Raw genomic sequence first — 13,838 nt, forward strand, 5'->3', positions numbered from 1 at the left:
CTCCTTACGCATGGGCATGAGCGGTAAGCTTGACCCGGCTTGCGCCACCATCACCCCAGGTAAAGAGCAGGCGGTATTTTGATGAAACCCGGATAGACGACATTTCGCCTGCCCTTTCACGTTCACGCAGCCGGGTATGATGGATTTTTTCATAGTTGCGGCTCTTCAGGCGTATCAGGTCAGCTTCGCTTGCCGCATTATGCAGCTCCTCAAGCGCCCTTTTCAGACTGTTAGTTATATCCGTTGGAAGACCTGACTGCGATTTCCCGCTTTTAAATAACTTCTCAAGGTTCTTTTCTTCAAATGAATGAATCATATTTTCTCCTTTGTTGAAAACATGATTGCATATTAAAACGCTGCATCAAGGGGTCATTTTTAGTTTGATCGTGAAAATTCATAAATTAATTACCATAAACATCCGCCATTTATGATTGATGATTTTCCAACAGGGCTGGTTCTGACTTCATAATTTCTGAATGTTTATGATGATAATACTTTTCCGAGGTGATTTTTCACTCATCGCATAATTAGGGGGTTATGGTGGCTTGGTGAAATGATATAATATGATAAAGATAAAGGGGGCGGCTTATGTCAGGTTGTATCAATTGTCAGACTATCTTTACTGAAAAAAGCAAAATGCTTATAACCTCAGAAAATAGTGCAAACTCTATCCTGGAGCAACTTGAGTCGGCGGGGGTTCCTGTTGAATCACAATGCCGTTCAGGTTTTTGTGGTGCATGCAGGCTCAAGAAAAAATCAGGAGAAGTCACTTACGACTGCGTCCCCCTGGCTTACGTGGGTGCGGATGAAATTCTTCCATGCTGCTGCCGTCCCTGTGGCGATGTAGTCCTTGATATTTGATCATAAACCCTGATTGCTACGCTTTAAAACCCGGGGGGGGGGGCTATGGCGAAGAAAGGAATAGAAAAAATCGTACAGGAGGCTCTGTTAAAGGGTTATACCGTAAACAGAAGTGAAGACCGGTTTGAAATTTCTAAACCAGGTAAAAAACTAATTAGCCTGGTGATCTTGCCTGATGGTACGGCCTATCGCGGTGATGTAGAACTGACCATTACCAAAACGATATGGACACAGAAACAGATGAAAGAAGTTCTTGGGCTTTCTGTCTCAGAAAAGTAACTTTCTTTGATTGCAGCAACTATCAACAACACGAGAGAGACCACTATGTCGGACCAGGCTAAGTATTATGATTATTACCTTGTTGAAGGTCCAAAGGTTAAGGAGTTAATTGAATCCTATTATGCACTCGGCGAACAACGTTCCAGGGTGCTTGATGACGCCTGCAAGTTAGTCGGGGCAATTGCATTCATTAATTCAAGCGGTTTGGGGGATAAAGGGGATAAATTGCGCGCCTTTGCCTGGGATGCCGATTTTACGTTTCCGTGCCCCATCACGATAAAAGAACGATCTATATTCAATAATAAACCGGTAGTAATTGTACGTGGCAAAGGCAACACAAAGGAAGGTCGTGAGTACAATATAAAACTTGATTCAGTCATTAAATCAGCAAATGAAAGCCTCGGTTCGTACCCTTGTTGGGCATCTTACATCATTAACCACTATGGCGTGATGCGTACAGCACAAGGAGGACCATCCTCCTTCCACAAGCATGCAACAGCCATGCTGACAACAAATTGCGGTATGCTCCGGGAAAGAAAAAATGCTCTGGTATTTTGTATTCCGAATAGTGAAGATAGATTCAGAAACGAAGTATCTATCCCCCCTGAGTTTAAAAAATTAACCTATGGACAGTATTATGATATGACTTCCACTCAGTGAGTGTTTGTGATTATCTTAAACTGACATAGCAAGCAACATTTATTTTTATAGAAAAAGGAAAGACATGAGTGATTTTATTATGGCGCTATATTTGTATTAAATATAATTCTAGATGTTAGGGGGTTGATGGGCGAGTTAAATGGAGTAGGATAACACTAATAACTAAAGAGAGGTGGTGATGAAACTTCAACAAAATGAAAACTGGCAAACCCGTTCTCGTGGTGATAACGACAGTGAATACCAGATTTACCTAGCCTGTGCAGATAATGGTAACGGTATTGACGTCACTACCGGAAAACCACTAAAAACTTACGATGAATGGTGTAACAGCTGATTAAGGGAGCCATAAATGGGTAAGTATTATTGGGCAATTTGTCATCACTGTGAAGGCCACGGTACCATGGACAACCCGGCGTTTTCGGATGGTTTTACCAGCTCTGAACTTTACGATATGGAGCCAGAGGAACGGCACAGGATCCTCAACGGTGCATATGATGTTGCCTGCAGCAGCTGTAAAGGCAGTGGGAAAATTAAGGTCCCCAACATCAGTGCCCTGACTTTCAGTGAAAAAAAAGCTCTGGTCATAGAACGCCGCGATCGTCGTGAGTTGGCTGACTTAGCTCAAATGGAAAAAATGGAACGGATGATGGGGTGCTGATTCTATCAGCACCTATCTGTTGCGGCATACGCAAGACTGACTTTTGCAAAAAAAAAGCTAAATCCTTTTTTATGGTCAGTAAAGACAGAAAATCCACAGCATTGGCCTTTACGATAGAGAGACTACGATCCCAAAAGTTCAGGAAGCTATTATGACCCCCCCCAAATTTTCAAACGTGCCCCGTGCCCTACTGCCAGCCCTTCTGCTGACGGTATTCATGAGTTCTGGTAGCTTTGCCAGCGGTATTGATGAGCCACCCATAGATACATTTTTCTCTAATGATTCACGAGAGTTGAATCACATTACCGATCTGATGAATGAACGAGGCCCTACCTCTGTGAAGATTTCAGAGGAAACCGCAGTTCATCCAGAACTGGACGAACTGTCAAATAAAATGTCCCTGATGTTGTTGAACACAGTTAAACAAGGTGACATTGAAGAGCTTAATTCAAACATTAAGCATCTGATTACTATTATTGAAAGCAAAAACAACGAAGCGGATATTTCGAAGGTTGGTGCAGAACTCAATAAGTTAACATTAACAAAGAGTGAGATTGTTGATTTGATGGCTTCTGAAATCGCAAAAGAAGCTCAAACGACTCTTGTAACCATTGATAAAAACGCGCTCTTTCGTTCGACGATATTAGCAGGTAATCAGGAAATGAATTATGTCAGTAACGAGCTCAAGCAACTTGAAGACTTGAGAAAATTGAGCATTCGGCTCGAATTTTATTTAAATTGTTTCCATCTTTTTATTCTGTCTATTGGTATGATTTCATTTATGACATTGATCGCATATAAGTACACTCCGCTCAAAAATGTACTATCTAAGCTAAAAAAGTAACCTGACGTTAGTCATCTGGTTGATAATAAAATTAAGAAGGTATGAATGAGTATGCAAAACACAAAAGAAGATTCGTATTTAAGTCGCAACATTAAATGGTTGAGCCCGCTTGTTATTCTCTCTTTTTGCCTGTTAAGCTCACAGGTTGCCGAGATTATAGGCGAAAGCAATGTGATCCCAGAGTATATTTTAAAAATCATAGCGGCAATAGCACTTTTCATCTGTGCATTTAACGCAAGAATGACGCCAACCATTTCCGCCAGAATCTTTATCATCACGATCTATATTTTTGGGCTTAGTGCTTTAGTTTTTTTACTTTACAATTTTTTTACGGAAAACGTTTAATCTTCTATTTGGATTTTGCTGGAGGTTTATTTAAATGATTTCTAACGTACCAACAGGTCGGATGGTAAAAGTCATTAGGACGACAGGCCGGGGTAGTGACTACCTAGGGCCTTGCGAGATTTGCTCGGAAAATATGTCCGAGTCGTATGCAGCCCGCTATGGAAGGGAAAGGTTGAGAGAAAATGGAGTCGTGTATATCGATAAATCAGGGGGTAGCACATACGGGCATAAAGAATGTTTATTGGCAATGGTTGATGTTAAGCCTGATACCTTAGCACTCCATCTCTGCTGCGGAAAATCAAAAAAGTAACTTTCCTCTACCTGATTGCACTTCACTTTTAGCCCGGTTCCGATATTTTCTTTGAAAAAAAGCCTGTCATAGACAGGCTAAACTGAAAACTTAATCTCAGTGCACCACATAAATACTTTAAAACTTCAATATTACTGAAACTCACTTTCTTCGAGCATCAATGCATCACCGACTATGTAATCATCAGGCCTGATAGCAGTGACCGCCATTAGGGTCGCATTGTTGTTAACTGGCAAGGATAGAAGCTTCCCTTCTTCATTGATAACTAACCAGGTGTAACGCCTATCTTCATGTACGATAACTGGATTAAGTCTCACTGCCTGAATGTAACCGCCTACCATTTGTTGCATATCTGCAAGCGAGAATGCACCGTCATTATTACGGCTACCTTCAAGGTCCTGAGGGGATAGCTTGCGAATACTATCATCTGCTGTAATCAGTAATGCCATAAGTTCTTCCTTTCTAGCGATGCAGCACTCATTTGTCTTTAGCCATATACATCTTTTCAATGAACGGGATAACCCAAGGCCGAACATAGTGGAAATACTGCTCTCCGTCGGTTTTAGAGTCAGCGTTTGGTGCTTTCTCCACCTTTGTCATTGTATTGTAAACAACAACATTGTTCACAGACTCCAGAATAATACGACACATTTTTATATTACCCGTCTCTCCTTCTACAGATGCCTGGTAATTCAATTCTGCAGTAATCTGGTCACGGATTTTCATATGTTACCTTTTAGAGTGATGCGGGATGTATCTATTTTTCCACATATAAATGTTTAGTCAATAAAATCCCGCGTTTTGATTGTAATAAATAATAATGAGTACGCATGATGTAGACTTATCGGAACGAGTTTAATGCTCTTTCCTATGAGTCTTTCATTGATGTGAACATCGCGCATATCTATTCTTACATTTAAAGTTGCTTCGTCAATCCCCTAGTTCTTTCGGATATAATCTTTGAATTCTTGAGATATTCCCGCTCTCATAAACAGTGAGGAATTATAAAGAAGAAATAGCGTTATTTTTTGTTTTTAAATGTAGACGTGAGTGCATTTAGGAACATAATGTGAAAGTGGTGATGATATTTAAACCCATGTCATTAGCGATTTTATAAAACATTTAGTGCTAGTATTCACGACTTTTTATGAGTGTAACCTCTTGAACATATATATAAATTCACAATTAGTCATCCCATCTCCCCAGCCCTACTCTGCCTCTTTTAGCCTTGCTTCTAACCTCAGGATCCGTAACATCGCTCATAAACAGTGAGTGTTTATGGTGGGGTGGATTAGATGAGTCTTCTGGGTGAGTGGTTGCAAACAAAGTGCTCTGAGAGTATCTGGGTATACGTTAAGCGCTTATCCGCGAACGATACCGGTGCTACAAAATCGCACCAGTCTGGTCTGTACATGCCAGGGACAGTCATTGATGAGCTGTTTCCTTCCCTTAGTGATACACATTCAAAAAATCCAGAAGCTCTTTTTCAAGTGCATGTGTCATCTCATCCTGATTGCCCTGACCTTAACGATGTAAGGGCCATTTACTATAACAATAAATTTTTCGGTGGCACCCGCGATGAAAAACGCCTGACCGGCTTTGGTAGACAAAATCCTATCCAGAATCCGGAGAATACAGGAGCTCTGGCACTTCTCGCGTTCGACCATATCCCCGGAACATCTTCCAGTTATTGCGATGTCTGGGTCTGCAAAGACCTGTCCGAGGAAGAGGTTCTTGAACCAATTATTGGTGAAGTTATCCCGGGAGAAACAATATTTGGTCCTGGAGACAAAATAATTGGGGGATTCGTTACCGAGCACTCTCCTGCCAGAACTAAGTATGAGCTGCCGCCGGAATGGACCCACCACTTCCCTTCCGGAAGGGAAATTATTGGTTTTGCCGCATGTCATTACGATAGAACAACTGACAACCCGGACTCACAACTGACGCGGAGGAGGAAAATTGAGTTTGAAATTTTTCTTGCCGTTGAGGAACTGCACGTGCTGGGTCAGATAGCCGAAGGCTTTGCCACGGTGAATGATTTTATTACGCTTGCTAACTCAGTGAGTAACCGAAGGAAGTCTCGTGCCGGGAAAAGTCTTGAGCTTCATCTTGAATCTCTTTTCAAAGAACACGGTGCAACGAGCTTTGAAACCCAGGCTATCACCGAAGGTAAGAAAAAACCCGATTTCATCTTTCCTTCCGGTGCTGCCTATCACGATCCTGATTACCCAGTTGAACGGTTACGCATGTTGGGGGTTAAAACCACCTGCAAGGACCGCTGGCGGCAGGTACTGAATGAGGCTGACAGAATTGATACAGTACACCTGTTCACCGTACAGCAGGGCGTATCTGTGGCCCAGTTCAGGGAAATGCAGTCTGAGGGGATACGGCTCGTTGTACCGGTAGGGTTGCATAAGGCCTTTCCCGAGGAAATCAGGGGTGAGCTAATGTCACTATCTGCCTTTATTGATGAAATCAAAAAACTCTATTGGTGACATCCCCCCCCACATCTGGCGAATGTCTTATGCGCAATGGGATGATACCAGCATAGATAGTTGAAGAGCCCCTTGGGGCTCTTTTAATACATTTATTTCCGCGCTTTCACAGCCTCGATGATCCGTGACTCCAGCAATTTCGCTACTGCATCGAATACCGGCACGATGACGGAATTTCCGAACTGCCGATAGGCCTGAGTATCGGATACGGGGATTCGGAAAGTTACTTTCCCTGGCTGCTCAAATCCCATTAGCCGAGCACACTCACGAGGCGTTAAACGGCGAGGACGTCGGCTCATATTTTCCGGGTCATTAAAGTCCTTTTCACCGAGTTCGCTATCCCAACCACGGTCAACAAGCGATTCACTCCCATCCTTGTTACTTGTAGATTCAAGCATAAGTACCATACTTTGTAGATTCATAAAAAAAGACAATCAATCTGCAGGAGTTCCCATGAGTCTAAATCGGAAGAAAACCCTGAGACAAGTCATCATGACAACACTAACTGATGTGAACGATCCAAATGGAGAACTCATTGAGCTTGATTCATTGAATCACTATACAAGGAAGGCTGTTCCTGCTCTTAAAGTTAATGGGAAAATAATCAAAAATTATAGTTACAATTACTTCCCTATAATACTTAATAACGATGGTTCACTTTGGCGAGAGGCTATTTTATACATAACTGATAAAGCAAATTCTGATTTTAATTATAAAATTTCAACATATCATAGCATAATGTCAGATTTAACTCACTTCAAAAACTTCATCGATGAAAATAATATTAACATGTTCAATTTTCCTAAGATGAAATTACTGCGCCCGACATACAGATACAGAAATTACTTACTCCTTCTTGTCCAAAATGATGAACTAAGCTCTCACACAGCAAAGAGGCGAGTTTCTTGTATGATTAATTTTTATCGTTACTTAATTGAAGACAACCATTTTAAACCTTCATTTCCATTGTGGAATGAAAGAGATTTATACATTAAAACATACGACTCAAGAGGTTCTTCTTTTAATGTTAAAAAAAATACAACCGATTTAAAAATAAAGTCCGTCATCAATGACAACCCTTTTTCAAGCGAGTTGATCGATGGAGGTAAGCTGCAGCCCTTAACAAGACATGAACAATTAATATTGATTGAAACAATTCACACACTTCAAAATACAGAGATGCTATTAAATCATCTAATTGCTCTACTTACTGGTGCAAGGATACAAACAGTATTGACTTTAAGGAAATCTCTCTTTTTAAAATCGATGGACATTAATGATCACTTTTACAATATAGCAATTGGACATGGGACTAACATAGATAATAAAAAAGATAAAAACTTAATACTTATCTTCCCTAAATTACTATATAACAAAATTAGAGTGTATATTTTGAGTAAACGGCATCTTAACAGAGCAAGTAAAATAAAAAACAACGAGTATAACGACTATATTTTTCTAAGCAATAGAGGTGTGCCATACTATCTTGGCAAAGAATCATTAAAGTCTGATTTAACTCAACCCGGAGAAAGAACAATGCACAACGGAGAAGCTGTAAGGCAATTTATTTCAAAAAGAGTCATTCCTATAATGAGGTGTAAATTATTAAATGATAAATACACGTTTCGATTTCATGACCTACGAGCTACATTTGGAATGAACTTATCAGAATCACAAATGAGATTAGTGGAAGAAGGAAAACAAAGCCTACATAACGCCAGAGAGTATGTTAAAGCAAGAATGGGTCATACTACTCTTGAAATGACTGACAGATATTTAAATTCTAAAATAAATTATAACACATACATGTCCCACCAAGAAAATTATGAAGAGTATATAAATATTCTGTTAAGTCGTGTCGAGAAGGAGTACCCATGAAAAATTTAAACTCGACATCCTTGATAAAATCGTTTCCCTTTGATGAAAGTACGGATTTAATAGATCTTACTATAATTGCCATTAAATTCAATAGAAAAAACCATTATATAAACTCCTTGTTTTATCAAAAAACATATATAAAAGGTAGTAATATATATGTAGACACCCTAAATACTAATAGAAGAAATCTTGTCAGAAAGTTATATAACGAAATTTTAAGCCAATTGGCTTTTAGTGGAGTTCGCGAGTCAAAAATATCGTATAATTTATCACGCTTTATTCAATTCATAAGATGGTGCGATTCCGAAGGAATACATAGCTGTTTAGATAATGAAGAAAGCTGTGTTGACGCTATTAATTTATATGCTAATCATTGCTGGGAGCAAGTCGCCCATGGGAAAAATAAAGCCAGTACAGTAAGTAGCAAATTATATATTATAGTTAGCTTACTAAAAAACATGGTTAATGAAAACCTGCATCAACATCTTCCAAATGTTAAAGTATCACAAATTGATAGAGAATTAACTCTCCCACCCGATGACATACATGCGAGTGAGAGCATTCAAATATTGAACTCCATTATTAATGGTGCGTATGATTTTATTATCCATAATAAAACATATCCTTATGCATTGAAGATACCTAAATTTTTAAACATTCATGAAAATACTGTTTGGATATTCCCGATAAGATCCTGGTGCCAAACAGATTTAAACGAAAATGGAACAACCAAGAGAGTTAAAGTTAACTCTGGCTTTAATTACAAGCATGGTAGAGTGGTTACGTCTAGAGAACTCACTGAAATTGGTATAAATGACCAAGAAACTCAAAAGAGAATCATAAGTCGTTCCATTTTAACCCTTAAAAAATCGAACGAAAATGATAGAGATAAAAATTCTTACCAGAGGCAGGACTTTCTACGCGCTGCTATTTCATCATTTGCATTTTTATTAATAGCAAATACAGGCATGAATCCCGCGCAATTACTCAATATAAAATGGAACAATGATTACAATGTTCACAAAGAAAGTATTGATTTTTGTTTAATTAAATTTAGAGCATTTAATAAGAAAGTCAACTTTAGAATAACCAATAAGTTCTTACCGACTTTTAAAATATACTTACAACTGAGAAGTCATTATTTACTTGACCGTGTTTCCGACTACTTGATACCATCATTTGGTGAAAGTTATGACTCTCATCAAGATTTTGTTTATATTTCCAAAAACATAAAATCATTAATGCAGGATTTGGGCTATACAAAAGGTCTAATTACTGCACGCGAGTGGAGATGTTTAAAGTCAGAATGGCTAATTAATAACGCAGATCCATCTGTAGCAGCAAATCTATTACAAAACACCGAAAGGACAATATTAAATCATTATACTTCTGGAACTTTTACAAAGCAAACCAAAGAACTTTCTAACTTTCTAACCAAATTGACCAGTTTAAGCACAGTAACAGATACTCAATATAATACTTCGACCACTGTTGGTGGATGCAAAGAGCCTGATAGACCTATAAATATCTCTAATGGTCTTGTAGTTAGACCAGACTGTAAGCAACCCGAAGGTTGCTTATTTTGTGGTAATTTCTTAATACATGCGGATGAAAATGATGTACGAAAAATTCTTAGCTGTAAATATTGTATAGAAAACACGCAAGAACTATCCAGAACTTATGACGATTGGCATAACATTTATGATCCTGTATTATTCCGAATTGAAGAAATATTAAATTGTATATCTGAAATCAATGCATCCTTAGTTGATAAGATAAAACACGAAGTATATATAGAAGGAAATCTTGATTCATACTGGGAAGGAAAATTGGAAATGCTGATAAACATAGGTGCGATAACAAATGAAAACTAACCAGTACTTCACTGCTAATATTTTTCTTACTAATGAGATGTCTTCACCTGACTATATAAACCCTTCAAACAAATTTCCATCCCCCTCTTTTGTTATAAGCAGAAGTATTTCTGGAGATACTATTTCTATATATTCCGACGATGAATGGAATTTCAGTCCATATGATAAAAAAAACCGCCCTTGTCTTCTTTCATTCAAGCATTGGATATGCGGGGAAGTAACGGAAGACATGTACAATATAATTTCTGACTTAAAAAAACTCGTTTTTTCTTATATTTGGTTTAGAGAAGGAAAGAAATACCAAGTTAAAAATATATCTAATCTTGGTTCAACATTAAATGTTTTAGCTCGATACTGCATGCAGAGTAAGATCTCTATCCCCGAATTATTAATATCTAAAAAACATCTTAATAATTGTTTAATAGCCCTAAAGCCAGGAACAATGTATGATGTAAGGAGATTTTTGCTAGCGTTTAAAGATGTTAGGACTGAATATAAACCATTCGAATTTTGTGATATAAAAAAATTAACAGAGATGAACGCTATTATCGTAAATTATAGGAGTAATTTAAAGCAATTCCCACCAATCCCTCCAAGAATATATTTAAAATATATAGAGAATATCACTACTGATATAAAAATCATATTTAAAAACATCGACTCAATTTTGAGCCTCACTCAAGACATAAAATTTAAAGTTAAATATGCACATCATTTGCCCCCCCCCGCCTCTCCAGAGAGTAATGTAGTAGAGATCATTAAAAAACATCAATTAGATTTATTTTTTGACCACTTTTCTGCTAGAAAAAATATTGCAGGGGTAATCTATTTACTGAACAGCATATTGTTTTTATGTCGCTTAGCAATACAAATGTTCACGGGCATGAGAATCGATGAAGCAAGTAACTTAAATATGAATTGTGCACAAATTTATCACAAAAACGGTCAAACACATTATATTATAAATGGTAGAACAACTAAGCTAATGGAGAGAAAAGCCAAATGGGTTACTAATGAAGTTGGCTATCATGCGACTTGCATTGCTGGTAAAATTAGTCAATTCATTGTAAATCAAATTGAAGACTTTCCTTACGAACCTAGTACTATCCCACTATTTGTACGCACATCTTATCTTAGCTTATCTAAAGCGCCACCGATTATAGAGGCCGAAAAAATCTTACCTGCCGAATTAGCGCCATATGATGAATTGAAAAAAATATCATGGGTACGTGTTATGATAACAAAGGAGGATATATCTGAATTGAAGAAAATAGACCCATTTAGAAACTGGGAGGCTGAAGCAAAATTTAATATTGGACAATATTGGCCACTTCAAACTCATCAATTCAGACGTTCTCTTGCTTTATATGCTTCAAAATCTGGATTAGTGACGTTAAGTTCTTTGCGAAGACAATTACAACATTTATCAGCCCAAATGACACTATACTACTCTCGTGGAAGTTCACTTGCTCATGATTTGATCTCAAATGATAAATCACATTTCGCTGCTGAATACCAAGAAGTACAAAGCTATACACAAGCATTAGATTACATAAACTTAATATTATTATCTGATAACAATTTATTTGGAACTCAAGGAGGTATAATTAAAAACAACGTAAAGAACAACATATCCATAAACAAAACAGAAACCATTAAATTATTTAAGGCAGGACAACTGGCATATACAGAAACATGCTTAGGAGGATGTACGACATTAGATGCATGTACACAACGAGCAACTCGCTCTTTAGTAAGCTGCTTAACGTGTGAAAATGCCATAATAAAAAAAGATAAACTAGAGCAAGTTATTAAAGCACAACATAACCTATTGAAAAAGATTGACAAAAACACCTTAAACTACCGAACTGAGGAGCATGATCTTAAGTTGTTTGAAAAATTCCTTAGTGCTTTTAATTCAAAATCTGGTGAAAAAAAATGAACAACATTGATGATTATTACTCTGCTCTAGAACGATTGATACAAAATGTACCCATTATTGTCCCTGTGGGTACAAAAATAAGTTATGACGCAGTGTCACTTGAAGCGGGGAAGTCTAAGGGCAGTATCAAAAAGTCACGGCCTATTTTTGCTGATTTGATCAAAAGAATAGACAGTTTTAAAAAAAACCATAAAGATAATGATGACATTAGGATTAAGAAATTACGGCTTGAAATTTTAGAGTTGAAAACTCAACTGGATAATTCTCTTGCCAGAGAAATATGTCTAATTATCGAACTACATAACTTGAAGAACAAAAAACAGTAGTCATAACTGATAATTGGACTGTCCCCGCACCTGCAGACGATCCTCCTGTAGTTTGGGCATAGGAGAAACATGTCACAATTTAAACCTAAATTTAAGGAAGAGGTCGGCCGTCAGATAACGGAGCTCAGTTATTCCGATACCGAAATATTCGGCCATCTGGGCGCTTCTGCAAACCCAGTACAAGTGTCTACGGGCTTGAACTGCATGCCGGGGTTTTACTGGAAGCAAAAAGCAAGGTCCTAACTACAGGTGTCGCTACAAAGCACCTAAGAAGAACGGGATGTCCTGGAAAAGGCCGCACAGTACTTTGCAGTTGATCCCAACTGAAGTACCGCTTTATCAATGAACAGCACTCTGTGCGGGATGTGATGACGATGTGTCGAGTACTGAATCTCGTCTGGGCCGGGTTCTATTCTGGACGCACAACCCAGTCCCGGCATGTGATAAAGATGACCTGCGTCTGCAGATGTTTATCCGCGATTAATATTCAATGAACAGAGGCGTATATGATTACCGGGTGGTCATGTCGATCTAAACGAAATCGGGAGACCTGCGGTATAAACCGGGTGGGCCATATCATGCAACTGAACTGAATTAAAACGGTACGCGGCTATAAAGAGTCACGTCGCATCGTCGGCAGAACTTTAGCGGTCTCTCCTAATCGCATGTAACGGAGGTCTACCGTTATCTGGGCCAATCAAGTCTGGGGCACCGACATCACTAATATCCGCACCTGGCAGGAAAGGTTATATCTGCCAGTGGTTATCGATCTCTTCACCCGTAATGTGGTCGGCTGGTTGATAAAGCCCACTCTCTCACGCGAACTGGCTCTCGACGGGTTGATGATAGCCGTCGGGCGTCGAAAACAGGACGGCGCGGCCATCGTACACAGCGTTCAAGGTAGCCAGAACGGTAGTGACGACAGGTAATGCTTCTGCCGGGTCAACAACCTGCTCCGAGCATGAGCCAGCGTGGCAATTGCCAGGATAACTCGTTTGCCAAATCGTTCTTCAATTCCCTGAAAAAAGAACGCCTCAGAAAGAAGTTCAACAAAACCCGGAATCTGGCTCGGGGTGATATCTTCTATTACATTGAATATTCTACAACCGGTCCCGGCGCCACAGCCACCTCGGTGGAGTCAGTCCAGAGGACTTTAATCAGGCCTCGCCCTTAGGATTGAATTTGTCTACAGGCATGGGGTCAGTCCATTGCTCAGCATCAGCAAACCGTATCCCCGATAGATACTGATACAGTAGACCTTACGCAGAAAATGTACCTCCCGCAACTTATGAGCCATCCTCAGAACTTTTCTTTCAACTCCTGCCGCATCTTTTTGTGCAGAGTCAGAATTGACCCCTTCTTC

15 protein-coding genes and 2 pseudogenes are annotated in these 13,838 nt (G+C 38.9%); 13 read left to right on the forward strand and 4 right to left on the reverse strand.

What is annotated here, in order from left to right:
- Nucleotides 1–4 precede the first annotated feature (4 nt).
- Entirely contained in the window at nucleotides 5–316 is a 312-nt protein-coding gene (locus tag ABLU95_RS11185) for a type II toxin-antitoxin system RelE/ParE family toxin (RefSeq protein ID WP_064371306.1), read from the reverse strand.
- 272 nt (nucleotides 317–588) lie between these two features.
- On the opposite strand from ABLU95_RS11185, the gene yfaE reads away from it, so the two are divergent.
- The 7 genes from yfaE to ABLU95_RS11220 all read left to right on the forward strand — a co-directional run bounded on the left by yfaE (nucleotide 589) and on the right by ABLU95_RS11220 (nucleotide 3,647).
- Complete coding sequence (gene yfaE / locus ABLU95_RS11190) at nucleotides 589–861, forward strand: class I ribonucleotide reductase maintenance protein YfaE (RefSeq protein ID WP_085551598.1); 273 nt, start codon at nucleotides 589–591, stop codon at nucleotides 859–861.
- 45 nt (nucleotides 862–906) lie between these two features.
- Nucleotides 907–1,140: a hypothetical protein gene (locus ABLU95_RS11195; RefSeq protein ID WP_064371307.1), complete on the forward strand. Its 234-nt coding sequence runs from the start codon at nucleotides 907–909 to the stop codon at nucleotides 1,138–1,140.
- A gap of 45 nt (nucleotides 1,141–1,185) precedes the next feature.
- Complete coding sequence (locus ABLU95_RS11200; protein WP_348879557.1) at nucleotides 1,186–1,800, forward strand: Eac protein; 615 nt, start codon at nucleotides 1,186–1,188, stop codon at nucleotides 1,798–1,800.
- Nucleotides 1,801–1,978: 178 nt separating this feature from the next.
- On the forward strand, nucleotides 1,979–2,134 hold the full coding sequence (locus ABLU95_RS11205) for a hypothetical protein (protein WP_155765188.1): 156 nt from the start codon (nucleotides 1,979–1,981) through the stop codon (nucleotides 2,132–2,134).
- Nucleotides 2,135–2,149: 15 nt separating this feature from the next.
- The gene (locus tag ABLU95_RS11210) at nucleotides 2,150–2,458 is read left to right on the forward strand and encodes a hypothetical protein (protein ID WP_348879559.1); all 309 of its coding nucleotides are present in this window, start codon (nucleotides 2,150–2,152) and stop codon (nucleotides 2,456–2,458) included.
- 151 nt (nucleotides 2,459–2,609) lie between these two features.
- Nucleotides 2,610–3,302 (forward strand): hypothetical protein, encoded by a 693-nt coding sequence (locus ABLU95_RS11215; RefSeq protein ID WP_348879561.1) that lies wholly within the window; start codon nucleotides 2,610–2,612, stop codon nucleotides 3,300–3,302.
- Nucleotides 3,303–3,347: 45 nt separating this feature from the next.
- A complete protein-coding gene (locus tag ABLU95_RS11220; protein WP_348879563.1) occupies nucleotides 3,348–3,647 on the forward strand; it encodes a hypothetical protein in 300 nt (99 codons plus the stop codon).
- A gap of 441 nt (nucleotides 3,648–4,088) precedes the next feature.
- Here ABLU95_RS11220 and ABLU95_RS11225 read toward each other — a convergent pair whose 3' ends face one another.
- Complete coding sequence (locus ABLU95_RS11225) at nucleotides 4,089–4,406, reverse strand: DUF3846 domain-containing protein (RefSeq protein ID WP_348879565.1); 318 nt, start codon at nucleotides 4,404–4,406, stop codon at nucleotides 4,089–4,091.
- A gap of 28 nt (nucleotides 4,407–4,434) precedes the next feature.
- Nucleotides 4,435–4,683, reverse strand: coding sequence for a hypothetical protein (locus ABLU95_RS11230; RefSeq protein ID WP_348879567.1), 249 nt, complete (start codon nucleotides 4,681–4,683; stop codon nucleotides 4,435–4,437).
- 569 nt (nucleotides 4,684–5,252) lie between these two features.
- Between ABLU95_RS11230 and ABLU95_RS11235 the strand changes: the two genes are divergently transcribed.
- Complete coding sequence (locus ABLU95_RS11235; RefSeq protein WP_348879569.1) at nucleotides 5,253–6,455, forward strand: type II restriction endonuclease; 1,203 nt, start codon at nucleotides 5,253–5,255, stop codon at nucleotides 6,453–6,455.
- Between the two features lie 92 nt (nucleotides 6,456–6,547).
- Here ABLU95_RS11235 and ABLU95_RS11240 read toward each other — a convergent pair.
- A pseudogene (locus ABLU95_RS11240) lies at nucleotides 6,548–6,832 on the reverse strand (DNA cytosine methyltransferase); the annotation flags it as partial.
- Between the two features lie 76 nt (nucleotides 6,833–6,908).
- On the opposite strand from ABLU95_RS11240, the gene ABLU95_RS11245 reads away from it, so the two are divergent.
- The 5 genes and pseudogenes from ABLU95_RS11245 to ABLU95_RS11265 all read left to right on the forward strand — a co-directional run.
- Complete coding sequence (locus ABLU95_RS11245) at nucleotides 6,909–8,333, forward strand: site-specific integrase (RefSeq protein WP_348879570.1); 1,425 nt, start codon at nucleotides 6,909–6,911, stop codon at nucleotides 8,331–8,333.
- The gene (locus ABLU95_RS11250; RefSeq protein WP_136527317.1) at nucleotides 8,330–10,207 is read left to right on the forward strand and encodes a hypothetical protein; all 1,878 of its coding nucleotides are present in this window, start codon (nucleotides 8,330–8,332) and stop codon (nucleotides 10,205–10,207) included. Before ABLU95_RS11245 ends, ABLU95_RS11250 begins: the two co-directional genes overlap by 4 nt.
- A complete protein-coding gene (locus ABLU95_RS11255) occupies nucleotides 10,197–12,149 on the forward strand; it encodes a hypothetical protein (protein WP_348879573.1) in 1,953 nt (650 codons plus the stop codon). Before ABLU95_RS11250 ends, ABLU95_RS11255 begins: the two co-directional genes overlap by 11 nt.
- Nucleotides 12,146–12,475, forward strand: coding sequence for a hypothetical protein (locus tag ABLU95_RS11260; protein ID WP_114267532.1), 330 nt, complete (start codon nucleotides 12,146–12,148; stop codon nucleotides 12,473–12,475). The genes ABLU95_RS11255 and ABLU95_RS11260 overlap by 4 nt, the downstream gene beginning before the upstream one ends.
- A gap of 69 nt (nucleotides 12,476–12,544) precedes the next feature.
- Nucleotides 12,545–13,642, forward strand: a pseudogene (locus tag ABLU95_RS11265) (IS3 family transposase); the annotation flags it as partial.
- Between the last annotated feature and the right edge of the window lie 196 nt (nucleotides 13,643–13,838).

Source organism: Klebsiella sp. GG_Kp146, assembly GCF_040061975.1.
GTDB classification, from domain to species: Bacteria; Pseudomonadota; Gammaproteobacteria; order Enterobacterales; family Enterobacteriaceae; genus Klebsiella; species Klebsiella quasipneumoniae.